This window comes from Flavihumibacter petaseus NBRC 106054 (genome assembly GCF_000974785.1).
In the GTDB taxonomy this organism is placed as follows: Bacteria; Bacteroidota; Bacteroidia; order Chitinophagales; family Chitinophagaceae; genus Flavihumibacter; species Flavihumibacter petaseus.
In genome coordinates, this window is the sequence record NZ_BBWV01000001.1 from 1,113,874 (window position 1) to 1,138,179 (window position 24,306).

Genomic DNA, 24,306 nt, shown 5'->3' on the forward strand with positions numbered 1-24,306 from the left:
TTTAAAAACCACCATTATGAGCAAGATTTCAGAAAACCTGCTTGTCAACAAGGCAAGGGGTAAAATGGGCGATCAGATTATGTACAAACAAAGGGGGAACAAAACCTTCCTGTGCAAAATCCCCAAATACGACAAAAATGCCCCCATTACAGCGAAACAGGAAATCGCCAGGGACCGTTTCGCCGAGGCTGCCCAATATGCCCGGGAAGCTATTGCCAACCCTGAACTGAAAACGGAATATGCCAAAATGCTTGGACCCGGCAATACCGCCTTTAACCTCGCTTTCCGCGATTACCAGAAAGCACCGGTCATTACGCTCATAGACACCAGCGCATATACCGGCCGCCCGGAAGAAACTATTGTTATTCTGGCCACAGATGACTTCCGGGTAGCTTCTGTGTGGGTAAGCATCTGTTCGGAAACCGGCGAATTACTGGAAGAAGGCAATGCCATGCTGCATCCCATTTACCGGGACAAATGGACCTTTACGTCTAAATCAGACCATCACGATCTGGCAGTAGGCATGGTACGCGTCGCGGCAGCAGATCTTCCCGGAAATACAACAGAACGGGTGATGGGGTGGTAAAAACCGCTGACACGCAGGTTTGAACATTACCTCACGAAACGGGTTATTATTAAACAACATCAAATTATGGCAACGGAAAAAGCAATTCTTGCAGGCGGGTGTTTCTGGGGCGTGGAAGAACTGATCCGCGACCTCCCGGGTGTTACCCATACCGTCGTAGGTTATACGGGTGGCGATGTGAAAAACGCCACTTATCGTAATCATGGCAGTCATGCCGAAGGCATTGCCATTGACTTCGACCCCGAAAAGCTTTCCTACCGGAAACTGCTGGAATTCTTTTTCCAGATCCATGATCCCACCACCAGGAACCGCCAGGGAAATGACCGCGGAACCTCCTACCGGTCTGCTATTTTTTACAACAGTAAGGAACAGCAGCAAACAGCAATGGAGATTATTGCTGCCATGAACGCATCCGGCAAGTGGCCGGGCACCATTGTAACGGAAGTAGTGCCTGCCGGTGATTTCTGGGACGCTGAGGAAGAGCACCAGGACTATCTCCGCAAACACCCCAACGGGTATACCTGCCATTGGGTACGGCCGGACTGGACGCTGGCGGAAGCTGTATCGAAATAGTCCGCTGGGCTCGCTGCGTTTGCTGGCCGTTATCATTGCCCTGCTTACGGTCAGTGTGCAGGCAGTAAAAGCAGCGCTCGTCAACCCGGTGAAGAGCCTGCGAAGCGAATAATTGTCAGGTTGTGATCAGGCCATTGATAAAATCCGTCCACATCTTTTCTGACCCCCCAGCCTTTGCACCGAGCGATACCACATAGTTGCGGAGGCGGTCAAACAGGGAACCCGAATCATTGGTTTCCTCATTACGGCCGAAATACTTTGCCGAAACTTCGTTCCCGCTCCGTGCAAGAATAAAGATGGAAGCCGCGCCTTCCTTAAAAAAATGCGCTGTATCATTACTTTGTTCTTCCGGATTCCTGCAGGTCCGCAACCGCATACCCATACTCTCGCTGGCATCAGGGTCAACACCCTCTTCGAGGCGGTCTGCTTTTACCCAATCATAACCATCACCAGCAGACGAACCCGGTCCAGGTATATCGATCTTAAGATAATCTCCCTCCCTGATTTCGGCGCGCAGATCCCCCGCTTCCTGTCCCCATATCTTTACATCAAATGCATGCGCTCCTGCCACTTTACCCCAGGTCATGGGATGCAGCAAACGGCTCACAGCCATCCTGAAAAGTACTATGGCATCAGGTTCTGAGGGCGCAAGTGTATGGGCATACAGGTCAAGTGATTTACCGCGTTCGTTCTCCGGAACTATTGAAGATGGCGTTTTCATAAAATATTGCTCAAAATTATTATGCCAATATAGTCTACCATTTCAATAGACTTATTATATTTGCTTATGGTCATGTGGCCGAGGGGCTAGGCATAGGTCTGCAAAACCTGTTACGCTGGTTCGAATCCAGTCGTGACCTCTTCCAATTTTTCTTTATGCTGGTGAATTACATGGCATTTGCCATACCGCTTTTTCTTGCCCTGATGTTAACGGAATACCTGGTGTCCCGAAAACAGAAGAAAGCTGTTTATCATTTTGAAAGTTCCATTACCAACATCAGTGTTGGTATTGCAGAACGGTTTTCAGATGCCCTGATAACCGGAACTTTCTTTTTTGTATACGACTATCTTCAAAAGCACTATGGAATTTTTACCATAAAGCCCACCATAGTCACCGGCATTGTTTTGTTGCTGCTGACGGATTTTGTGTGGTATTGGTACCACCGCTTCGCGCATGAGATTAACCTGTTCTGGGCAGCTCATGTTGTACATCACCAGAGCGAAGATTTCAATTACACAGTATCTGCCCGCATTACACTTTTTCAGTCGGTGATCCGGACCGGCTTCTGGTGCATCCTTCCGGTTATTGGCTTCCCGGCGTCTATGATCACTGCCGTATTAATCGTACATGGTTTGTATCCCTTCTTCATTCATACCCAACTCTGGGGAAAATGGGGTATACTGGAATACATTCTGGTAACGCCCTCGCACCACAGGGTTCATCATGCCTCTAACCCGGAATACCTGGACAAAAACTACGGCGACATCTTTATTATCTGGGATAAACTGTTCGGAACCTTCCAGGCGGAAGACGGCAGACCGATTGTATACGGACTCACCAAGCCTTTGCGGTCAAACAGTTTTCTGTGGCAACACTTCCACTACGTTATCGAACTGGTGATTGCCATGAAGCGGCAGCCAACCTTTGCTGGTAAAGTCAGGTTGCTATTCGGGCGCCCGGATGAAGTTGGTGACGCACCCAGGGTGATTGCTGAAAAGTACTTTGGGATCCGCAGATCTACCATGGCAGCCAACAGGGGATTAAGTCACTACGTGATTGCCCAGGTGGGAACATTGCTGGTACTACTTTTTGCTTTCCTGCTGTTTGCAGATCACATTGACTGGCCATTCCAGATCTTATTCACCCTCTTCCTGTTGCTTACCCTCATCAACTGCGGCGCCATTCTCGAACAACGAACATGGGTTTTTTCGCTGGAATATGCGAGAATGATTTTGCTTTGCAGTGCATATCTTCTTTACGAACCGGACCTGTTCATGCTGTTTCCGCTGCTGGCCCTGGTGACGGTTACCATCATCTATTACCGGCCATTAAAAAAACTTTACCTGGCTTGGGTATATTAACGCCGATGTTGTACTTGATGATCCAGTGACCATTTCCCGCCTCCCTCAATGAACAGGAAAATACTTCCCAGCAGCATGGCCCAATCGGTCCGGCTGTCGTGTAAGACTTGCCAGAAGCCGGCCTTTACAAAAATTGCCTGTTTCGTAGTCACCATTGCTACAATCATAATCAACGTCAGCGGGATAGCCGCCATTCGGGTAAAGCATCCCAGTAATACCATCAGGCCGCAAATGAGCTCAGTAACACCCACTAAAGGACCGAATATTTCCGGCAGCGAGAGACCAATATCACGAAACCGGCCGCTTCCCAGTTTTTCCGGAAACAAAAATTTCTGAATGCCTTCGGAAAGGAAAACGGCACCCACCATTAACCTGACCAGGATAGTGGATGCCGCACCGTCTGTTCTAAGAATCGCGTGAAGCGTACTCATATTAAATCGGAAAATAAAAATCCAGTGCTGCAACTTCAGGAATGCGTTCACTGCGCAAAGCCGGCCAGCGTGGCGCCTGCAATTGCTTTTCCCATTCAGCGAGCGCTTTCTTCAATTCCGCAACGCGGGAAGCCTGACCAGTTGAAAGATCATTGGTCTCGCTCAGATCGTCGGCAATATTGAAAAGAAGAGATTTCCCGCTCCGCTCGTTGATATACAGTTTCCAGTCTCCTTTCCTTACAGCTTTGGAATAACCGTTTCTCCAGAAAAGTGTTTCATGAGGTCTGCCGCTATTATGGCCATTAAGATACGGGCGGAGATCCACGCCATCAAAGGCTTTGTCCTTCGGCAGCGAAATCCCTGCCAACGCCACCGCAGTGCCGAATATGTCGAGGTTGCTCACCGGCAGTTCATAGACCTTACCAGCCGGAATTTGTCCGGGTAATCTGAAAATCAGGGGCACACGAATACCGCCTTCAAAATCACTAAGCTTACCCGCACGCAGCGGCGTATTTTTCATTTGTCCGGTGTAGGACGCACCTCCGTTGTCGCTGCCAAAAACGACGAGTGTATTTTTATCAAGTCCTTCTTCTTTCAGCTTGTTGAGGATCCTGCCCACCGCATCATCGAGGGAAAGCAACATCGCCAGGTAAATTCGTTCTGTTGTATCTGCCACACCCCGTACCCGCTCAAAATCAGCCTGTTTGGCCTGGAACGGATCATGTACCGCTGTGAATGGCAAATAGAGGAAGAATGGCTCTTTTTTGTGCTGATCGATGAAATCTATGGCTTCTTCGCCAATGCGGTCGGTGAGGTATCCTTTCTCGTCAACAACTTCGCCCGATCCCCCCTTTTTACCCCGCACGATATTGATAGAAGCACTGCGTTCGTTGGTCCGGGCAAGATTCGTGTGGAAGTAATATGATTTTGTCAGGATACCCGGATCACTCACGCCGGCATAGATCGTTCCCCATGTCAGCGTGCCGTAATAGTAATCGAACCCCCGCTCCCACGGTCTTAATCCGACTGCTTCCCCTGCATGCCACTTTCCGATGGCAGCGGTGGCATAACCTGCATCATGAAAATACTGCCCGATCAGGGTTTCTGTCAGCGGGATTCCTTTCGGAATGCTTTTATATCCGTTGGTATCAGCCGCTTCAGCTCTCACTGCACGGGCAACTGCATCACTGGCAATCTTTGCCTTAAGTTCAGGATCATTTAACGCGGTCGCTTTCTCTTCCGGTACCAGGAACTCAGCACCAAACCTTTGCTGGTAGCGTCCTGTCAGCAGCCCCATGCGGGATGGCGAACAGATTGGCGCTGTCGCATAAGCCTGGGTAAAGCGGGTGCCCTGAGCTGCCAGCGCATCAAGGTTGGGCGTGGTGATTTTTTTGTTTCCATAGGCACTGAGTTGATTCCAGCCGAGATCATCGGCATAGATCACGATAACATTCGGCTTTTGCGGCTGGCCGTTCTGTGCAGTCGCGTTAAGTGCAGCAAAAAGGCTGATGGCCAATGCAATTCCTGCAACTGATTTCTTATTCATGAGCGGGTTGTATGGTAGTAAGTAAAGGTTGATGATCATGTTGCGGAACTGCAATGTGGTCAGCCACTTCCGGGCCGTTGGCGGCCAGTTCGCTGCCTTCTTTCTTCGATTTAAAGATGGGCCACAGGAACTGTGCGTACCACTCTTCCTGCCGGTAGTGTTTGATGCCATATCCGGAAGGGTACTGCCGGGTAATGATCCCGGTTCCAAACAGAATATCCCAGATGAAAAACATATTGCCGAAGTTTCCCTTATAATTACCCACGCCGTCGTCAGCAGTATCTGCATGGTGGGCGTGATGCGTGGCTGGCGTGCTGATCAGCCTTTCCATTACCCACCCGATGGGTTTCAACCAATTGATGGTATAAAAAGGTTTATCCCATTTGATACTGGAGTGCGCCGCGGTGGTGATGAGCGACTTGACACCCGTCACAAACAGGGCGGCATAACCGAGTCCCAGGTAGGTGAGCGTCGTTGTGAGATAGATCTGGGAAAAGAATATGGTGTAGATCACATTCTGGCGGCTGGCCATCGCCATCCCCATATAAGGGGCCGAATGATGGGTCCAGTGAAATCGCCACAGGAATGGCACCTGGTGATGCAGCCGGTGATACCAGTACTGGGTAAGGTCGTCTGCCACAGCAATAATGAGGAAAGCCCACCAGAAGGGCACCCAGGAAAAAATATCTTTTCCGCCCGGGAGCACCAACGGCAGCAGTTTCAAACCGAAATACGCAATAAAAGGCCGGATGACCAGCTTCGGCGCAATGAAGCAGACTACATCCAGGATTTTTTCATTGCGGTTCCAGCGGCTGTCGTACAGCCCATAGGCGAATTCAACAACGCCAACTACGATCATGATCAGCGGCAGCCCCCAGGTTGACAGGTTTTTGAATACCGCAGATAACACGCCGGGCAGGGCGGACGGAAGTTTTTCTAAGGGCTGTACATCCAGCCATGGCTGCTTTCCGGTCAGTTGAAAGCTGAGCAACATCAGTAACACAGGTGTAGCGTACAGCAGCATGCTGACTGAAGCGTCCCGAAAGATCTTTTTTGAAACAGCTTGTTCGATTTTCATCTCCGATGATTTTTTTGATGCAGGTAATTAATGCAGCTGCTGAAGCAGCCAAAGGCCAAATCCTATGATGAGCGCAGGAACCAGGAACACAATTATTCCCACGACGATTTTCCTGATCAGCAACCAGATATCCTGGATGGTCATAACTTAATAATTGATGGTTACAGTATGAAGTTTTCCGGTGAAAGCAAATGGCGCCCGGTAGACCGGTACTACAGACGATGCATTATCCCTTCCTACATCCAGCCCTTCATCATAAGGCATGATATAGGCATCCGCTTTCGTAATGGGCCGCTCTGCCACCTTCTGATCATTAATGAATAACGCTTCTGTTCCCGCAGGGTCTGTCAGGTTTTTTGCATTGTTATACATGAGCACAAACCGCAGCTTCGACCGGCCGGAAGGGATCGGCACATCCGATTTCAGGTAATCGATCTTTCCATTCTTGTTGTGTGCTGCCTCCAGCTTTCCGTTCTGAACATAAAAACTGAAACCATTAAACCTGCCTCCCAACGCCAGCAATGCACCCGATAAGGCCTGACTGCCTGATTCCACATCAGCTTCTATACTGAAGGAATGCAATAGCAACAATGGCGCAGCGCGGGCAGGTAACTGCGTCAGGCCGGGATACAACACGGCCTGGCGGCGAAGATCAAATGGCCCTTTGGTCAACTGGAAATAGGCGCGCAGTGAGGTATCTCCCAATAGTGGATATACATTATATTTCGCAGCTTCAAGGTCAAACAGGGCGACCAGCTCGTTCAGCTTAGCAGGCTCTTTGGCAGCCAGATCAACCTGCTCGTTAAAATCTTTTGTCAGGTTAAACAGGCTCCACCGGTCATGTTCAAACGGAGTTCCCTGAACATGATAAACAGCAGCTTTCCAGCCATCCTTGTATATGGCACGTCCCCCACCGATCTCGTAATACTGAACATGATGACGGTCAGGCGCGTCTGGTTGCTTAATGGTATAAGCCACGCTGATACCTTCCAGGCTGTCCTGCTGATAGCCCTTGATCTGTTGCGGTACTTTCAGGGCCGCAAGATCAATTACAGTTGGGGTGACACTGTTGATATGGGAATACTGCCGCCGAATACCGCGTTCCCGTATCCCATCAGGATAGAAGATGATCAACGGGTTACGGGTGCCACCTTCGCTGTTCGCGTCCTGCTTAAGATACCGGAAAGGTGTATTGGCAGCCTGTGCCCATCCTTCCGGATAGTTTGCACCTGCCCTGGATGTGCCGATATCATCATACTGTTTTTCAATATCCCTGATACGCTCCTGGTAATCTTCTGTAAAAAGAGACTTGTCAATATACTCATTGATGCTGTTGGCATGACCGGTCAGACCTCCCTCCTTGCTCGCACCGTTATCTCCGATGATCAGCACAACTATGGTGTTGTTCAGCTGACCGATCTCTTTCAGGTAGCTGATGACCCTGCCTACTTCAAAGTCTGTCTGTGAAAGAAATCCGGCGTATGCTTCAAAGAATCTTGTAAAAATTTTCTTTTCCGTTGCGGTGAGTGAATCCCATGCTTTGACCCCTGGATTCGGTGGTGGCAAGGTGACGTTGGCGGGTACTATTCCCAATTTCTTCTGCCGTTCAAGCACTGCGCTACGGTACCAATCCCATCCCTTGTCAAACCTGCCTTTGTATTTGTCGATCCACTCCTGTTCTACCTGGTGCGGCCCATGGGTTGCGCCAGGTGTGAAATACAACAGGAATGGTTTATCAGGTGCCGCAGATTTCTGGCCGGCAATATATTCGATGGCCTTGTCAGCCAGTACCGTGGTCAGTTGTTTGCCCTGAAGATCAGGTTCTATCTTGTTGTTGTTCTCCCACAACATCGGCGTGTATTCATCTGTTTCCCCGGCCAGGAAGCCGTAAAAACGCTCAAAGCCACGGCCGGTGGGCCAGCGGTTGAAGGGACCGGCAGGTGTAATATCCGGTGTTGGTGTAATGTGCCATTTACCAACTGCAAAAGTGTTGTAGCCATTCTCCAGCGCTATCTCTGCAATAGTTGCCTTTTCGAATGGCATATATCCGTTATGACCAGGATAGTCAACTGCAGCATCAATCACCGTAGCTACATTTACCGAATGGTGGTTTCGGCCTGTCAGCAAACTCGCCCTTGATGGTGAACAGATGGCTGTCGTATGAAAGTTTGTAAAGCGAAGGCCATTGTCTGCCAGGCTGTCAAATACAGGTGTTTCAATCAGACCACCGAAAGCACTGCTTGCTCCAAAGCCGACATCATCGAGCATGATATAGAGAATATTCGGTGCTTTTTTCGGAGCAAGAGGATTAAATACGGTTCGTCCGGGAACAGAAGTGGTAAGTGTTTTACCTGCTTTTCCTGAAAATGCAGGCCTCGGACTGTATTGCGCTGCCACCTGTTGAACGAGAATTACAGCCGGCAATAGCCATACAGCATTAAAGGAAAGCCTTAACGGATTCGGGTTCATTGTGCTGTTCGTTGTTTTATCAGTTTTTTGAATGCATCGTCAATCGGTCCGGCGGAAACCTTGTTCAATTCTGAAGGTGCCGGCTTTACCAGTTCGAATTGAAGTTGATATAGCGAACGGAATTCATCGATGAGAGCAGCATGCGCTGACGCCTGATTATATTGTTCCCCCGGATCTTCTTCCAGGTTAAACAACTGTGGCGGATCATGTGGCTGCGGCGCCTGGGGTGCATATCCCGGATGGGTGGTGAAGTGCGCTTTCCAGGGTCCTTTCCGGATAGCATACAGGCGGTCGTTATCGTAATAGTAAACGATATCACGAACAGCTTTTCGCTTACCGGCAAATACTTCACCCTGGTCAAAGCCATCCAATGGTAGTTTGGACTCCGGCTGTAAGCCTGCCCAATGTATCAGGGTAGGAAAGAGGTCCATGCTGGTGACAATGGCGGGATTGACTGTATTGGCAGGTATCACGCCCGGCCACCAAGTAATGGCAGGCACCCGCATACCACCTTCATAGGTGGAACCCTTTCCTTCAGCAAGTAGTCCTGCTGTACCACCCGCTTCGTGCTGGGTAAGCCATGGCCCGTTATCACTGAGGAAGATGACAAAAGTATTCCTGTCAAGTCCCGTTTCTTTTAATGTCTGGAGTATCCGCCCCACACTCCAGTCCAGTTCAGTGACCACATCGCCGTAACTGCCGCGGGTACTTTTTCCGGAAAACCCTGAGGAAGCATATAAAGGCACGTGGGGTGCATTGTTGGGATAGTACAGGAAAAAAGGCTTGTCTTTATTTCGCTTAATAAATGCAATGGATTCCTCCGTATACCTTTTGGTCAGTTGTGTCTGATCAGGATTCTCTTCGATCACGGTGGTATTGCGGAACAACGGCAACGGCGGATAAGGTATGCCGGCTTTATTATCCGGTACCATGTCATTCGAATAAGGAATCCCGAAATACTCATCAAATCCGCGGTTGGTGGGCAGATAGGCCGGCAAATGGCCAAGGTGCCACTTGCCGACGATACCTGTCCTGTATCCCTTTGTACGCAATGCTGCCGCAATAGTTGTTTCTCCTTCGGGTAACCCGCTGGTGGAATGTGGAAAGAAAACTGCCATACTACCGGTGATGCCTAACCTTACCGGCAATCGACCGGTTAACAATGCCCCCCTGCTGGGAGAACAAACATTTGCGGCCACATAGAACTGCGTAAATCGTGAACCTTCCCTTGCCATCTGGTCCAGCGCCGGGGTCTGAATTGTCGGATGCCCATAGCAACCCAGGTCTCCATAGCCAAGATCGTCAGCCAGGATTATAATAAAATTCGGCGGCCGTTTTCCGGATCCCTGCGCAAGCAGTTGCTGCACAGGAATCGCAGCCATGATCAGCCACATGCAGATTCTAAATTTCTTTTTCATACTAATTTTTATCCCACCACAGTGCCGGCGACTGGTAAGTTGATCCTGCAGGTGTATTGACATTAAGTGATTGTTCGCTTTGCGGATACGGAATCCGCCGCGGAATCTTTCCTTCAGGGTTTGCACTGCTGGTGGCATTCTGTGCCAGCGGAATCGCAGGATAGCCCGTGCGGCGATAATCTACCCATACTTCCGGCTGCAGGAAAAGCGCTATATATTTCTGGGTGATGATCGTTTTGAGATCCTGCTGGAAATCGCCGGTGAGGTTTGCCTTGGCCTGGATGTAGTCAGCCTGCTTCTGTAATGTGGCGTAGGGATCGGTAGTACTGCTGATCACTTTGGTAAAGGAAGCACGTACAGCATCCTGCAACGCAGCTTCAGCAAGCGGATCATCTTTATCAACGATCAGCCTGGCTTCCGCCTCAATGAATTTTGCTTCAGAAAAGCTTAGCAATACTACCGGAGCGGTGGGTACGCCATAATAGGAACCGATCAGCGAAAATGCTCCTGAAACACCCGGCGCGCTTCCCTTATAGGTCGTTGAACCCGCCGGATACGGCGTAGCAAAATACGCACGGCGCGGGTCGACAAACTGACTTTCAGGAGTGGTGTTGGGGTCTGTCACTTCATTTCCGTTCAAAAGGTTAACAAAGGAAGCACCCAGGCCAATCCAACCCGGACGGGTAGTGTTTTGCTGATAATAGGGATTGGCATTGGTGGCAGACACACCGAAAACCACCTGCGCATCCCCCAGCAGGTTTTTAATACCGCGATAATTGCCGCCATCATACAGGTAGGACAACGCTGTGGCTGCTGCTGTGGGATCTTTCTTGCTCAGGTGCAATGCCAGCCTTGCTTTCAGGGTATACGCAGTGGCGATCCAATTAGCGGTATTCCCCTTGAAGATCACGTCATCACCCGAAGGCAACGCACCAAGATTATCACTGGCGGGTCTCGACAGGTCTGCGATCGCCAGGTCAAGTTGTTGTTGCAGGTCGGCATAGATGGCTTCCTGGTTTTCAAAAACAGGATTCACTTCAGCATTCCCTCCCAAAGAATGGCTATAGGGAATATCGCCGAAGATGTCTGTCAGGGTGGAAAAGGCATAAGCAGTTAATACCCTGGCAATGCCCCCATAATAGGGTAATTGTTTTTCTGCAGCGGTCAGCTGCACGATCTTCAGCTCATCCAGCACACCGGTATAGTACCCACCCCAGGTAGTGTTGAAGTAGGAGGGGTTAGTGGTATAATTGTCAAAAGATGCCGCGTCTCCGTTGGCACCCGAAACCTGTTGAATATAAATATTGGTGATCAGTCCCGCATTGACGCCCGCATTGAATCCAAGCGACACCTCCGCACCCGTCAACACCGCACTGATACTGGTTTCTGTACTTGCGTTGGGATTAATATTGGTTTTCTGCAGGTCGCAGGACTGTAAAGACAAAAGGATCCCCAATCCTGCTGCTGCAATTGCTATTCTGTTGTTCATAAAAATCTTTTGAAGTGATTAGAAAGTGACATTGAGGGCAACGCCGAGACTGTGTGTATTCGGTGTAGTCCAGAAATCAATTCCCGAATAGTTCACCTGCCCGTTTCTTGTTCCGAGATCAGGATCGCTGCCGGTGTAGTTGGTAGACAACAGGAAGTTCCGCGCTGTCAGGGTTACACTTGCTGCCGAGATCTTAGCAGGCTTCAGCCACTGTTGCGGCAGCGCATAGCTGAGGTTAACATCCTTTAGTTTGATCCAGTAAATGTCATGCTCGATATACAATCCCTGGATGTTGAAAGTCTTCCTGTACCACGCCTGGTTGAGTATTGCCGGTATGGTATTGACATCTCCTTTGGAACTGGTTACGCCATCAAATACTGTTGTGCTTCCCCGTTCCGCTGTCGAGGCATCAACGCCGTTATACACCATCTGGAGCCGCGGTGCATTGAATATGTCGAATCCAAATCTGCCATCCAGCAGGAAAGAAAAAGTGAATGCGCCATATCGAAATTCGTTGCGCAGGCCAAGGTTGAAATCAGGATTCGGATCTCCGATTTTGGTGAAACTTGTATTGACGACGGGGTAGCCGTAGTTGGCACTGCTGGAATTGTCATCAATGATCACCTGTCCTTTTTCATTCCGCGCCACATCTATACCGTAAAAAACGCCATAGGGCTGACCCACCTGTCCTCTTGCTTCCATCCAGATTCCTCCAAGGCTCACGCTGTTCAGGTTATCTGCAATCGATACCACCTCACTGATATTGCGGGAAAACAATGCAGTGGCATTCCAGGAAAAATTCTTGCGGCGGATGATGCTCTGCTGCAGTGTTATCTCAAATCCCCTGTTGATGATATTACCGGCATTGATGATTGAGCTGTAGGCGCCGGTGGAACTCGGCAGCGATACAGGAATGATCTGGTCACGGCTGCTGTTGTGGTAATACACCACATCCAGGTTGGTCAGGTTATTGAAAAAGTTCAATTCAGTGCCCAGTTCCCAGGTGGTGATCTTCTCAGGTTTCAGATTGGGGTTCCCGATAGTGGTACCCATGCTCAGGCCCTGCTGCCCGTTGAACGGGAAGCTGATGCTGCTCTGTATCCAGCCTGTAGCAGTTGTCGGGGTATAGTAGGTTTCAAGGCTGTAGGGATCAGCGTCATTTCCCACCTGCGCATAGGTAGCCCTGATCTTCCCAAACCCAAGTGGTCCCCAGTTGTTGCTGAACGCATCGGTGAACACAAAGCTGGTGGATACTGAAGGGTAAAAAAAGGAGTTTTGTCCCTTGGCAAGGGTTGACGTCCATTCGTTCCGACCGGTTAATTCGAGATACAGCCATTTTTTGTAATCCAGTTTTACATCGGCATAACCGGCAACCAGTTTACGGTTGATGGTCTGGTTAATGGTCTGGGTAGAAGAGGCATTTGAGATGTTGAAATTACCGGGGATGGTTAGACCATCTCCCCGGGTATTCACCTGGTTCTTCGCTGAGCTGTAATAGTTGTATCCCAATACCGCTGTCAGGCGCAGGTCTTTGCTGAGTGATTGCTGACCGGTAAGAAGCACATCAAGGTTATTGTCGCGGCGCGAATAATTGATATCGTTAATTGTACCTGTTGCCACTCCGGAAGTTCCGCGGCTGAAAGCTCCCTTACGCACATCAGTATAGCTGTCCAGACCATACCGCGCGGTTGCCCTTAGCCAGTCCGTTAGCTCATAGTTAGCTTCAACGGTAGTAATGAATCGGTTTACCTTATCAGTCTGCGGATTCATATTGAGCGACCAGTAGGGATTATCCCAGCCAATTCCGCCGGCATACGCTCTCGAAGCGCCCCATGGCTTGGCAGCGGTTGGAGGAAGCTTATAGGCATCCTCATGACTCCAGGCGTCGCTATAGCCGTTGGTGATATCGAAATTGGGCGGCGTATTCATCAACCCGCGCACCACGTTGGTATTGAAGCCACCCATCAGCGCCCGGTTATTGGCACCGTCACTGATATAGTTGATGCCGCCGGAAAGCTTCAACTTCTCACTCACACTGAAATCACCATTGAAACGCAACGTATGGCGGTAAAAGTCAGTGGTCGGAATAATGCCTTTCTGCTTAAGGTTCCCGTAGGAGAAATAATATCCCGCGTTACCGGTATTGCCATAAAGGCTGATATTATGATCCTGCGTGGTGCCATCCACAAAAAAGTTATCGATATTATTATACCGGTTCACGGGAATACCGTTAGATAATGGATTGGATTTGCCAACGATCACCCCATTATTATCATAGGCAGAGGGTTGATTTGAATACGTAAGTGTATCCAGCAACGCACCCCAGTTCTCATCGGATCCGGTTACGCCGGGCAGAACATAAGCACCATTAATACCATTTGAAAAGATTGTCTGGCGGGGTTGCAGCCTTCTGTTCACACGATCTACCGTAAAGGAGCCGCTATATTGTACCACCACGTTGCGGCTGGTAAGCGTGTTTCCCCTTTTGGTGCTGATCACTACGGCACCATTCGATGCCCTGATCCCGTACAATGCCGCCGCGGCTGGTCCTTTCAGCACCGTCATGCTGGCAATATCTGCTGCATTGATGTCAATAGCCCTGTTGGATGGGGTAGCCAGCGAATTGGCATTGGTAATGTTGGGTAAAAGATCCTGGATAGAATTATCAATGGGTACACCATCAAGAATAAACAAAGGAGCGTTGTTCCCCAGCAGGGAACTGTTGCCCCTGATCCTTATAGAGGAGGCTCCGCCGGGTGACCCTCCTGCATTATTAATCTGCACCCCTGCTGCCTTGCCGCTCAGTGCTGCTACAATATTTGCTTCACGGGATTTGGTCAGCACATCCCCCTTCACCTGCGTGGCACTATAACCCAGGGAACGCGCAGCACTTTTCAATCCCACCGCAGTTACCACCACTTCAGACATCTGCTCTGATGATTCCTGAAGACCTATCTCTACTGTTGACTGACTAACGGTAACCTCCAGGGTCTGGTAACTCACATAGCTGACCTGAAGTATATAGGGAAATTTCTGCCCGGTTACAAAATGAAAATTTCCATCATTGTCGGTTGCCACCTCATGCGTAGTGCCCTTGATATGCACCACTGCGCCACCTAATGGTAACTTTGTTTTCGCATCCACAATTTTACCGGAGAGCGTAGAATTAATCAGCGGTTGGGGAGTGTCCTGTGCGAAGATCAGAAGAGGCAGCAAAAATCCTGATAACCACGCTACAACGTGTTTTTTCATTACTTTCGTTTTGGTTTAAGAATAATAGAACCACTACAATGGTTTTGTTAACACCTGCCAGGACTGCTACAACAGTTCCTGGCATTTTTTTTCATATAAATGCAGGTGCATCCCTTCCTAAAAAGGGTACACAGTTTCACAATGTTTTAATTAAGGAAAATAATTGGCCGGCAGGCAATCAACAGCAACATAAACAACAGCAACCTTTGGCGAAACACCTTTGACCAACAGGTTGAATCAGCTTTTTCATCGATTGTACAGTTTGGTATGGTAAAAACGCATTAGAATAGCGTATCTAACACAAAAATATATAATTTATTTAGTCTACCAATTTTATAGGGATTTATTTTTAAGAATTTCCTTTCCCCCTGAAAATTCCCCCCTTTTCAGGAGGCATCGTACAGATCCTCATGTGATGCAAGGATATCGCGGTATTTGCGGAACAGCTTTGTCTTTGATACAAATCCCATGAATTTCCCTTCGTCATCAAGAACGGGCAGGTACCAACTTTGCGTCATATCAAATTTCCCCATCACGATGTGCATGCTTTCATTAAGACTGATTGTAGCAGGTGGCTTCTTCATCACTGTCCGCAACGGCACTTTTTCAAGGTGTGCTTGCTGAAACAACCTTTGCTTGATATCATTCAACTCAATGATACCGGCAAAACGGTGATGCTTATCAATAATCGCGAAGATGCTCTTCTCACTTTGCTTGATCACCTCGAGTAATTCTTTCAGACTTTTGTCAGACTCCAGTATAGGATAGTCATCCCTGAGGATCTCAGTGAGCGTGATGGCGGTAAGTATATTGCGCTCCTTTTTGTGGGTGAAGATGAGACCCTCCTCGGCGAGCCTTTTGGTTTCCATGGAATGGCTCTCTTTTATCCTGGCAATAAAAAACGAGGTGGAAGACACAATCATCAGCGGAATAAAAAGTTCATACCCACTGGTGATTTCAGCAATCAGGAAGATAGCAGTCAAAGGGCAATACATGACCCCGCTCAGCACACCTGCCATTCCCACCAGGCTGAAATTTCCGACAGGGATCCGCATCCAGGAAATCAGGTTCAATAACCTGGAGAACGTATAACCCAGGAAGGCACCTACAAACAGGGAGGGGGCAAAATTCCCACCGTTCCCTCCGCCTCCAATCGTAACTCCGGCTGCTATTGGCTTAAGCAGCACTATGAATAATGAAAACAGGATCAGGCCCCATTCCGGAGTCACGAGTGAAAAAATCCCGGTATTGTCCGGGAAACTGTTGAAATCCCCGTTCGCGATCAGTTTTACACTCTCGTAGCCTTCGCCGAATAATGGCGGAAACACGAAAACAAAAACCGCCAATAATACACCGCTCAGCAAAGCCCGCGTCAATCCCGGCATTTTCAGTGAGTGAATCCTGTGTTCTGTCCGCTTGAAAGCGGAAGCATAATACCGGGAAACCATTCCACACAGCAATCCCAGCAATATATAATAGGGAACGTTATGATAATTAAATGTCTGCTTCAGGGTGAAATTAAACAGCGTGGCTTCACTAAGCAGAATTTTGGAGCAGAGTACGCCAATTACCGAAGAGATGATCAGGGGAATAAAATAGCTCACAATAGTCTCCGCAAGCAACACTTCAACAGCAAAGATCACTCCCGCGATCGGAGCATTGAAAACTGCGGAAATGCCCGCCGCTGCACCACAGGCAATGAGTAATGTCCGTTCCTGGTAATTCACTTCACTGATGCGTGATATGTTGGAGCCTACTGCCGACCCGGTGGCGACAATCGGTGCTTCCAACCCTGCCGAACCGCCTAATCCGACGGTAATGGAACTCGTAACAATGTGTACGTATGTATGGCGAAATGGAATATAGGAGCCACCACGCGCAATAGCCTTAAGGACCATAGCAATCCCCTTTTCAAATGTGCCGCCCAACAGATACCTGACAAGCAGTACCGTAGCAATCAGGCCGATAGCAGGGAAGAACAGGTAGAGGAACCAATTCGGCTGAAACTGGCGGATCCAGTGCTGCAGGTAATGAACAAGCATTTTAAGCAGTACCGCAACTATACCGGAGGCAAAACCCACCAGCGTTGCAAAAAACATGATGAGCTGAATACGGGTTAACCGGGATCGCAGATAATTGATGACTTGCTGGTAATATTTCCTGATGCGCATGATTGACAGCAAAAATACTGACCGGCAGGCTCTCCGTGCCATCGTTTGTATAAAAAAGCCGGGCAATCGCCCGGCTATGAGTGCATCATTTATCGTCCGCCATGAGAGGCCCGGCCTCCCATCGCTGCAATCCTGCTCCGTTGCGAGGGGCTCATTGCAGCAAAACCTCTTCTGGAATTACCGCTGCCGGAGCCCCTTCCTCCCCGGCCCGAACCACTGCTGCTTCCTGACCGACCACTGCTTCCGGAATTTTTACCCCGGGAAGCAAATCTTCCATCTTCATCACGATATTGTCCGCCACGGTTGCTGCCACGGCTGCCCTGCCGATCAGCGGAAGCATAACGCCCTTGCTGATCACGGTATGGGTTATTTCCGCCCTGGTTACCGCGTCGGTCATAATCCCCTCTCCCGTATTCCCTGCCGTAATCCCTCCTTTCCCCATAGTCGTTTCGGCCATAGCCTTCGCGACCATAGTTTTCCCTGCCGTAATCACTACTTCCGTAGTTCCTCCTGCCATAATTGTCTCCATAGTTACTCCTTCCGTAGTCACTCCTGTCGTAATCGTTCCGCTCGTTACCACGTCCGGAATACCCGCGGTCGTAATCCTGGCTGCCATAATGTTGTTGTCCGCCGTATTCGCCACGATCATCATCCTCATCATCATAATCGTCGCTATTGTCATACTCGTTCGCCACATCATAATCGTCATCATCATCATAATCATCGTGGTCGTCATAGCGACTATATTGTTCCTCCTGGTAACGACCCTCGTTCCTGCCCTGGTGAGATGCATATCCTCCCTGTTGCGCAACGCGCCTTCGTTCTTGCGGGTCCATCGCGGCAAAACCCCTTCGCCCTGATCTCATTGCCATAACATTAGATTTTTAAGTTTAAGTAATATTTATTGTTCTGCCTCAGCTTCCCAATTGATACCCCCTTCGGCAATCTCTGAAAGTGCTTCATCGGTTTCCTTTTCTTCCTGGAGCGTTTTCTCCAGCAGCGCCGCAGCATCTTCCATGCCCATGGTCCGGGCCAGTGTCACCAGGCCGCCATAAGTTGCGATCTCATAGTGTTCAACTTTCTGAGCCGCCATAATGATACCAACGTCACGAGTCATGCTGCCATCTTCTGTTTCTTCAACAATGGAATCACCTTCTTTCACAAGGCCTTCCATGGCATCGCATTTTTTCGCCTGTGCACTTTTACCGAACATCTCAAAAACCTGTTCAAGCCGGCTTACATGCTCTTCCGTTTGCGCCAGATGGTTCTCAATAGCTGTTTGCAATTCCGGTGTTGTTGCTGCTTTCATCATCTTCGGCAGAGCCTTCGTCAGATGCTTTTCCGCCCAGTAAATATCCTTCAGTGAATCGTGAAAATACTTTTCAAGCTGACCATTTCCGGCAGCGCTACCCGAAGTACCCGAAGTCTTCTTCTTCGGAGCCTGTTTTGTGTTTGCCATGTTATATGTTTTTTAGTGTTTGAAAAAAGGCTGAATGTTTAGTAGATCACCCTGTCGACCGTTTGAATGACACCGTTTGTGGTGGTGGTGTTATAGGTGGTGCCGGCAGTTGTGGTAATCACATTACTGTAAGGATTGGCACTTCCTGTCAGTTGTACCCCTGTCGGACTACCGGAGAAAGTTAATGTTGATCCGTCCATCAGGGTCGGTGAAGTACCTGCGGTGATGAAATCACTGTTGTAGTATGGCGTAGCCAGTATATGATGCTTCAACAGCGTTTTCAGAGAATCAGGATCAAATGAACTGATCGCCGCTGCATCCAGACCCGCTGCTTCAAATGCTGCATTGGTCGGAGCAAAGACTGTATACCGGCCATTATTGTTCAGCGAATCAACAAATCCTGCCCTCACAACGGCTGCATTGAATAACCGGTAAGCAGTGTCGCTGGAATAAAGACCACTAATCGAACCTGTCGGGGATGATAACAAGGTATTGATCGGGTGTAATATCCCGTTTGAGGCTGCTATATCACTTCCGGAAACGGAAATGCCATTTACAAATCTGCCATTGGCATTATTTGAAAAATATATGCGCCGGCCATTCAGCGTCGACATAGTGTCTGAGGGAAAACTGTTGAGCGACACGCTCCTGTTTACAGTGTGGTACTGCAGGATATTATTCAATGTTGCAGCACTCATAGTATCAATACCAGCCTGGTCGATACCGGCTGCACGGAATGCAGCATTCGTCGGGGCAAAGAACGTGAAACTGCCCGTCTGGTTAAGCTGATCTGCATAGGTGCCCCGGGCAATTGCGCTGTTCAGCAACGAATAACTGGTATCATTAACAATGGTCTCATTTATTGTGCTGGTTACCGGAGGATTCGGATTCATATTGTCATCGTCATCGTCACTGCAGGCACTCACCACAAATGCTCCGCTGATCATCAGCGCAGCTATCCATCTCACGGGGAAAAACTTGTTTGTCATAATCTCCTGTTTCGGAGCGCTTATTCAATAATGGTTCCCCGAGATGAAATGCGGCAAGGGCACTGTTTCCTCCTGAAAATTTGTGGACTTTTTACGCGAATTGTAGAAGCGGTGGCAAATTGCACCACGTTATCAAAAGAGCCAATGCGATAACCCCCTGTTAACACTGTTTCAGTTTATCTACATTGTTTATAGCACTCATTCTTTGACCTTCCGGTAGTTGTCCTCCCTGTTCCAGTCAAATAACAGGTGATATGGATCGATTGCTGCCCTCGCCGGGCGGATGGGCACTGTAACCGTTATTTCCTGTTCACCGGTCCGGATCAGGTGTTGCTTCAGGTAAATCGGTGTGCCTGGCCCATCGCCAAATGCAGTCACCGGAAAAATACCGAGTTCTATCCACTCTTGCATGGGAATTTCCTTTCCCCTTCCTGTACTGTCCTCCTCCTGCTTGCCCGCATTGATCCGGAGCGTGACCTGCCAGAGGCTGGAATCCACCTGTTTAACGGAGACCTGCTTCAACGACAAATCCCAGAATGTATTGGTTTTGAAAAGATCACGGAGCAGATATTGTGTCGAATCCGGTGTAACCTTTTCCAGTTCACGGTAAAGACTCAATGATGTAGCTGGTCTGCCATATCCGGATGGATGCTCTTTTATGAGATGTTTTAGTGCACTGTCCACCCTCGGGCGACCAATGTATTCCCCCAACGCATGTAAAGCAAATGGCCCCCTTCGGTACATCGTATAGGGATCAAATCCCTGGAGCAGTGGTACAGAAGGTCGGACCGGAATTACAGGATAAGGTTGCCGCATGAATTTCATCAACCGTTTCAAATGCGCGTCACCATAAGTCGCTTCCACAGCCCCCATGGAAGCATACCAGGCAAGGCTTTCCGTGAGAATCCCCGAGCCTTCGGCAAGAACCATCGACAACTGGCCACCCCACCACTGATGACCTGCTTCATGGGCCACAATTGCGAATACAAGATCCAGTTCTTCAGGATCATCCGATGGATGGAAAAGTGAAAAGTTCTCCTGGTAATCGATGGTGGTCAGCTCAGCGTGAAGGCTCATTCCCGTTCCGGGGCGCTCAACGATCCTGATCGTGTTATGTGGATAAGGTCCGTAATGCCTGCTGTTGAAATCCATGGAAGCTTCCACACTATGTATGATGCGATCCAGGTTAACAGCATGCCCTGGATGATAATACAGCTGGATCGTGACAGCTTGTCCGAATCCGGGAGCAGGCTTCCACACCGTTTCTTTCAGCGCATACCGCGCAGATGATATGGCATATTCATTCCGCATCGGGGCATTTGTTGCATAATGGAAATAATTGCGACCGTTGGCCGACCAGCGTTTCTGGAGTGCGCCTGGTGCAACAGCGATCTGATCAGCATCCGTTGATACGGTGGCTTCAAAGCTTATAACCCCATCATCAACGCTGTCATTCCGGGCATCCAGTGCATATACCGGCGGAAGCAGCGGGTGCTGCGGAAGGCCATGGGTGCGGCGCTCTGAAGCATTAATGATCTCCCGGTGTGCATCATAGCCTACCACGGGGAGATAGTCTACGTTTTTCAGATGCGTACCGTTTTCCGCAATAGCTTCATCAATCCCGCTATTGCTGAATCCATTCCGGTGGAGTTTAACGAGGAATTCCAGTTGAACTGATTCTCCCGGTTGTAAAGCTTGTTGTAAATGAAAAACACGTTGCCCAAGGTCTTCAGCGCCGGGTATCAGTTGCGCCTGGCGATCCAGGGAAATGGGTCCCGTTTCGCCTCCCGGCAGCGTAGTCACGAGGATAGTATCTATTGAAACAGCAGTGCGGTTGATGAGCTGGTAACGACCATGAATATCGGCGACGCCTTTTTTCGGATACAGGTCAGCGGTAATGGACACTCGCGCAAGGCTCACCTGTTGCATTTCTTCAAATCGTTTGTATGCTTTTTCATAATCAGCATTCCGTCGCAATCCAGCCTGGGCGCCATGGTAATCATGCAGGATATTGGTGTTGTAAAAGACAAATCCTCCTGCGGTCAGCATCACTACTGATCCCGTAACGGCCACGGTCTTTGTCGCCCGGGTTAACCTGCCGCGGGCCATCGCCATCCTTTCCCGCAGAGAACCTGTTGCACCACGCACCCAGAACAACCGCACCACTACAGCCAATAATACCGCCCAGGCCGCCCAGTATAACTTGAACCACGCCCAGGGCGTTATCGTGTTTCCGAAACCCCGCATATCGGTATAAGACCATTGAGGGCCCGTACCATACAGCAACAGGTGGTGGTGAATGCCCAAAGGCGAAGCAAAACAGATCAGCGCATATACCAGGAAACACACCAGGTGGGCGATGTATTTCTGGTTCACCAGCACCTGGATCACGAAAACCAGCGTAGCGAACAACAGGTATTCCGGCAGCTGGAGGCCAAACAGGACTTTACAATAGAGTGTAGGTTCGAACTGATCATACCCCATGCGTAACTGAACGAGTACTCCTGCCAGCAGTAGTGCCCCCATCCACATGGCGAGGAAAAATGCGAGTGCCGTAAATTTCCCCAGAAAGAGAGACCATTCCGGTACGGATGAAGTATCAGTCATCTCGTTTACCCCTGCTTCTCTTTCCCGCCAGATCAATTCGCCTGCATAGATGACCGTCACCAGCGGAATAAAGATCCACTGCGTAAATGGTTCGCCCAGTGGCGCAGTGAGAAACGTGAGCACCTGCACTGTTCGTGGCAGCAGAGGCACCGTCATATTGATCATATTCTCCGGCATACCGATCAGCAACAATACAACAGTTGCGCCCAGTACGAAAACGCCGCCGCGCCGCCGCAACAACAGCCATAACGAATTGCCGGCAATATGCAGGGTTTGGGTGATCCAGGCGGGAAAGCCGAAGTTCCGGCGAACCTGCGGAACGTTAAGGGTGGCGCGATGCGCTATTGCATCCTGTATCATTTCAGGCTTCGTTTTCCGGAAAGGGTTTAACCATCCGAACCAGCCCCGTACAACCGGGTGCGTTAACCGGAATCGTAAAAAAGTGAACAGCAGAACCAGTATTGCAATAGCCATCCACAGTACCCGGTTCCATAAAAACGGCCCTTCGAGGCGGAGCATCCGCGTATTCTTCTGGTATGGCGTCCAGCTGGTGGTGCTTTCGCTGACTACCGTGATCACGCCAACAGGATCGGTCAGTTTGGCCCAATCCGGACGACGGAGAAAAAATATCAGCGCGAGGCTAACCACATAAGCCATAAAAAACAGCAGGAAACTGCCGAGATAAGCGGTGATGGTTTTGCGGCTGAGCGCCGAGAAGGAAAACTGAATGGCTGTTGCCACAAATGCATTGGGCATGGTAATAAAGGCAAATGCGCGGAGATAAGCCCCAGGCCGGAAAGGCCCGATGGCCACAGGATCCACGCCTGGCGCATATACCGCAATCAGTATGCCCGCAGGAACAGCGAGCAGTATGATCAGGTTGATGCACAAAGCAGCAAGGAACCTGCCGCCAAGGTATTGCTGCTTGCTGATGGGTGTTGTAAACAACAGCGGGTGAATGCCAGACTGAATGTCACGGCCGGTAGCTTCACCGGCCACAACGCCTGCCGCGAGGATCCAGACGAGTGTTCCGAACACACTCACAAAAGAGATTACAAATGGGGCGTTGACATAAAAATCATCATACAGGGCATCTGCCAGAAAATTCTCACGCGTGAGCAGGAAAACAAGAAAGCTGATGACGAGCGGGTAGAGCCAGGTATGCCAGCGCGCCACCTGGTACCGGAATTCGAAACGGAAAATTTCCCGGAAGGTCATGGCAGCACCTCCTTTTTCAGACCGCTGGTAACGGGCTGATAGTGCCCGGCCATTACACTGAAATAAACATCCTTCAGGTCAGGTTGAACCGGCTCAAAGCCCCCGCCGGGATCGGTTTCGCTGTACACATGAACGACGGTGCGGCCACCCAGCAGCTTGGTGGAGATCACCTGGTAACGTTGCTCCAGTGCAGGCAGCCTTTCTTTACGGACGATATTGCGCCATACAGACCCGTGCATTGCACTGATCGCCTGCTGCGGCTCTGTTTCCAGGAGGATTTGTCCCCGGTTAATCACTGCCATCCTTGTACACAGTTCACTCACATCTTCCACGATATGGGTCGACAAAATGACGACACTATATTCCCCGAGTTCGCTGAGAAGATTAAGAAACCGCACTCTTTCAGCAGGATCAAGGCCTGCTGTCGGCTCATCCACTACCAGCAGCCGGGGGTTACCCAGCAGGGCCACAGCAACACCAAATCGCTGGCGCATCCCGCCGGAAAAGCTGCCCAGCTGCAGTTTGCGGACGTCCCAGAGATTGGTCTGCCGCAGCAGTGACCCGACAATCTCTTTGCGGGCAGTACTGTTCGTAATTCCTTTTAGAATGGCGAAATGGTTGAGCATGTCCGCAGCGCTCGATTTCGGATAAAGACCGAATTCCTGGGGCAGGTAGCCAAGGGTTTTGCGGACTTCATCTTTCTGGCGGAGCACATCCAGGTGACCCAGTTGCACCGACCCCGAATCCGGTTCCTGTAGTGTGGCAAGAATGCGCATCAGGGTTGACTTTCCGGCACCATTTGGGCCAAGCAGGCCATACATGCCGCCGGGTATGTTGAGCGATACATCCTTTAATGCCTGCACACCGTTGGCGTAGGTTTTGGACAGGTTGGTTATGGTCAGTTCCATAGTGCTGGAAGTCTGGTTTACTAATTTATA

17 protein-coding genes and 1 tRNA gene are annotated in these 24,306 nt (G+C 49.7%); 4 read left to right on the plus strand and 14 right to left on the minus strand.

Translation table 11 applies throughout. The features are described from left to right. Positions 1-16 precede the first annotated feature (16 nt). On the plus strand, positions 17-586 hold the full coding sequence (locus FPE01S_RS04730) for a hypothetical protein (protein WP_046367683.1): 570 nt from the start codon (positions 17-19) through the stop codon (positions 584-586). Positions 587-652: 66 nt separating this feature from the next. After that, positions 653-1,159 (plus strand): peptide-methionine (S)-S-oxide reductase MsrA, encoded by a 507-nt coding sequence (gene msrA, locus FPE01S_RS04735; RefSeq protein ID WP_046367684.1) that lies wholly within the window; start codon positions 653-655, stop codon positions 1,157-1,159. A 115-nt stretch (positions 1,160-1,274) separates the two neighbouring features. Here msrA and FPE01S_RS04740 read toward each other — a convergent pair whose 3' ends face one another. Beyond that, positions 1,275-1,880, minus strand: coding sequence for a hypothetical protein (locus FPE01S_RS04740; protein ID WP_046367685.1), 606 nt, complete (start codon positions 1,878-1,880; stop codon positions 1,275-1,277). Positions 1,881-1,948: 68 nt separating this feature from the next. Between FPE01S_RS04740 and FPE01S_RS04745 the strand changes: the two genes are divergently transcribed. Together FPE01S_RS04745 and FPE01S_RS04750 are read left to right on the plus strand one after the other, a co-directional pair. Next, a tRNA-Cys gene (locus tag FPE01S_RS04745) sits at positions 1,949-2,019 on the plus strand. Between the two features lie 16 nt (positions 2,020-2,035). Next, a complete protein-coding gene (locus FPE01S_RS04750) occupies positions 2,036-3,241 on the plus strand; it encodes a sterol desaturase family protein (protein ID WP_046368669.1) in 1,206 nt (401 codons plus the stop codon). On the opposite strand, the gene FPE01S_RS04755 is transcribed toward FPE01S_RS04750, so the two are convergent. The 13 genes from FPE01S_RS04755 to FPE01S_RS04820 all read right to left on the minus strand — a co-directional run bounded on the left by FPE01S_RS04755 (position 3,238) and on the right by FPE01S_RS04820 (position 24,276). After that, positions 3,238-3,672, minus strand: a complete 435-nt coding sequence (locus FPE01S_RS04755; RefSeq protein ID WP_046367686.1) for a DoxX family protein — start codon at positions 3,670-3,672, stop codon at positions 3,238-3,240. The two genes, FPE01S_RS04750 and FPE01S_RS04755, sit on opposite strands and share 4 nt — an antisense overlap. Position 3,673: 1 nt before the next feature. Beyond that, positions 3,674-5,218, minus strand: a complete 1,545-nt coding sequence (locus tag FPE01S_RS04760; RefSeq protein WP_046367687.1) for a sulfatase — start codon at positions 5,216-5,218, stop codon at positions 3,674-3,676. Beyond that, complete coding sequence (locus tag FPE01S_RS04765) at positions 5,211-6,296, minus strand: sterol desaturase family protein (protein WP_046367688.1); 1,086 nt, start codon at positions 6,294-6,296, stop codon at positions 5,211-5,213. Before FPE01S_RS04765 ends, FPE01S_RS04760 begins: the two co-directional genes overlap by 8 nt. 147 nt (positions 6,297-6,443) lie before the next feature. After that, positions 6,444-8,765: an arylsulfatase gene (locus tag FPE01S_RS04770; RefSeq protein ID WP_046367689.1), complete on the minus strand. Its 2,322-nt coding sequence runs from the start codon at positions 8,763-8,765 to the stop codon at positions 6,444-6,446. Then, on the minus strand, positions 8,762-10,183 hold the full coding sequence (locus FPE01S_RS04775; protein ID WP_072053951.1) for a sulfatase family protein: 1,422 nt from the start codon (positions 10,181-10,183) through the stop codon (positions 8,762-8,764). Before FPE01S_RS04775 ends, FPE01S_RS04770 begins: the two co-directional genes overlap by 4 nt. Before the next feature lies 1 nt (position 10,184). After that, positions 10,185-11,672: a SusD/RagB family nutrient-binding outer membrane lipoprotein gene (locus FPE01S_RS24635; RefSeq protein ID WP_052955515.1), complete on the minus strand. Its 1,488-nt coding sequence runs from the start codon at positions 11,670-11,672 to the stop codon at positions 10,185-10,187. Between the two features lie 18 nt (positions 11,673-11,690). Then, positions 11,691-14,924: a SusC/RagA family TonB-linked outer membrane protein gene (locus tag FPE01S_RS04785; RefSeq protein ID WP_046367690.1), complete on the minus strand. Its 3,234-nt coding sequence runs from the start codon at positions 14,922-14,924 to the stop codon at positions 11,691-11,693. Positions 14,925-15,310: 386 nt separating this feature from the next. Further along, on the minus strand, positions 15,311-17,095 hold the full coding sequence (locus FPE01S_RS04795; RefSeq protein ID WP_046367692.1) for a chloride channel protein: 1,785 nt from the start codon (positions 17,093-17,095) through the stop codon (positions 15,311-15,313). An 89-nt stretch (positions 17,096-17,184) separates the two neighbouring features. Continuing rightward, the gene (locus FPE01S_RS04800) at positions 17,185-17,967 is read right to left on the minus strand and encodes a KGG domain-containing protein (protein ID WP_157473898.1); all 783 of its coding nucleotides are present in this window, start codon (positions 17,965-17,967) and stop codon (positions 17,185-17,187) included. 29 nt (positions 17,968-17,996) lie between these two features. Then, a complete protein-coding gene (locus tag FPE01S_RS04805) occupies positions 17,997-18,554 on the minus strand; it encodes a YciE/YciF ferroxidase family protein (RefSeq protein ID WP_046367694.1) in 558 nt (185 codons plus the stop codon). 38 nt (positions 18,555-18,592) lie between these two features. Beyond that, complete coding sequence (locus FPE01S_RS04810) at positions 18,593-19,543, minus strand: fasciclin domain-containing protein (RefSeq protein ID WP_046367695.1); 951 nt, start codon at positions 19,541-19,543, stop codon at positions 18,593-18,595. A 198-nt stretch (positions 19,544-19,741) separates the two neighbouring features. Continuing rightward, positions 19,742-23,368 (minus strand): ABC transporter permease/M1 family aminopeptidase, encoded by a 3,627-nt coding sequence (locus tag FPE01S_RS04815; protein ID WP_046367696.1) that lies wholly within the window; start codon positions 23,366-23,368, stop codon positions 19,742-19,744. After that, on the minus strand, positions 23,365-24,276 hold the full coding sequence (locus FPE01S_RS04820) for an ABC transporter ATP-binding protein (RefSeq protein WP_046367697.1): 912 nt from the start codon (positions 24,274-24,276) through the stop codon (positions 23,365-23,367). Before FPE01S_RS04820 ends, FPE01S_RS04815 begins: the two co-directional genes overlap by 4 nt. Positions 24,277-24,306: the final 30 nt, after the last annotated feature.

Excerpts from the sequence above, each read along its gene's own strand:
- FPE01S_RS04810 (WP_046367695.1), bottom strand. The coding sequence starts at position 19,543 with ATGACAAACAAGTTTTTCCCCGTGAGATGGATAGCTGCGCTGATGATC.
- FPE01S_RS04760 (WP_046367687.1), bottom strand. The coding sequence starts at position 5,218 with ATGAATAAGAAATCAGTTGCAGGAATTGCATTGGCCATCAGCCTTTTT.
- FPE01S_RS04730 (WP_046367683.1), top strand. The coding sequence starts at position 17 with ATGAGCAAGATTTCAGAAAACCTGCTTGTCAACAAGGCAAGGGGTAAA.
- FPE01S_RS24635 (WP_052955515.1), bottom strand. The coding sequence starts at position 11,672 with ATGAACAACAGAATAGCAATTGCAGCAGCAGGATTGGGGATCCTTTTG.
- FPE01S_RS04755 (WP_046367686.1), bottom strand. The coding sequence starts at position 3,672 with ATGAGTACGCTTCACGCGATTCTTAGAACAGACGGTGCGGCATCCACT.
- FPE01S_RS04775 (WP_072053951.1), bottom strand. The coding sequence starts at position 10,183 with ATGAAAAAGAAATTTAGAATCTGCATGTGGCTGATCATGGCTGCGATT.
- msrA (WP_046367684.1), top strand. The coding sequence starts at position 653 with ATGGCAACGGAAAAAGCAATTCTTGCAGGCGGGTGTTTCTGGGGCGTG.
- FPE01S_RS04765 (WP_046367688.1), bottom strand. The coding sequence starts at position 6,296 with ATGAAAATCGAACAAGCTGTTTCAAAAAAGATCTTTCGGGACGCTTCA.
- FPE01S_RS04750 (WP_046368669.1), top strand. The coding sequence starts at position 2,036 with ATGCTGGTGAATTACATGGCATTTGCCATACCGCTTTTTCTTGCCCTG.
- FPE01S_RS04815 (WP_046367696.1), bottom strand. The coding sequence starts at position 23,368 with ATGACCTTCCGGGAAATTTTCCGTTTCGAATTCCGGTACCAGGTGGCG.
- FPE01S_RS04770 (WP_046367689.1), bottom strand. The coding sequence starts at position 8,765 with ATGAACCCGAATCCGTTAAGGCTTTCCTTTAATGCTGTATGGCTATTG.
- FPE01S_RS04820 (WP_046367697.1), bottom strand. The coding sequence starts at position 24,276 with ATGGAACTGACCATAACCAACCTGTCCAAAACCTACGCCAACGGTGTG.
- FPE01S_RS04740 (WP_046367685.1), bottom strand. The coding sequence starts at position 1,880 with ATGAAAACGCCATCTTCAATAGTTCCGGAGAACGAACGCGGTAAATCA.
- FPE01S_RS04785 (WP_046367690.1), bottom strand. The coding sequence starts at position 14,924 with ATGAAAAAACACGTTGTAGCGTGGTTATCAGGATTTTTGCTGCCTCTT.
- FPE01S_RS04800 (WP_157473898.1), bottom strand. The coding sequence starts at position 17,967 with ATGGCAATGAGATCAGGGCGAAGGGGTTTTGCCGCGATGGACCCGCAA.
- FPE01S_RS04795 (WP_046367692.1), bottom strand. The coding sequence starts at position 17,095 with ATGCGCATCAGGAAATATTACCAGCAAGTCATCAATTATCTGCGATCC.
- FPE01S_RS04805 (WP_046367694.1), bottom strand. The coding sequence starts at position 18,554 with ATGGCAAACACAAAACAGGCTCCGAAGAAGAAGACTTCGGGTACTTCG.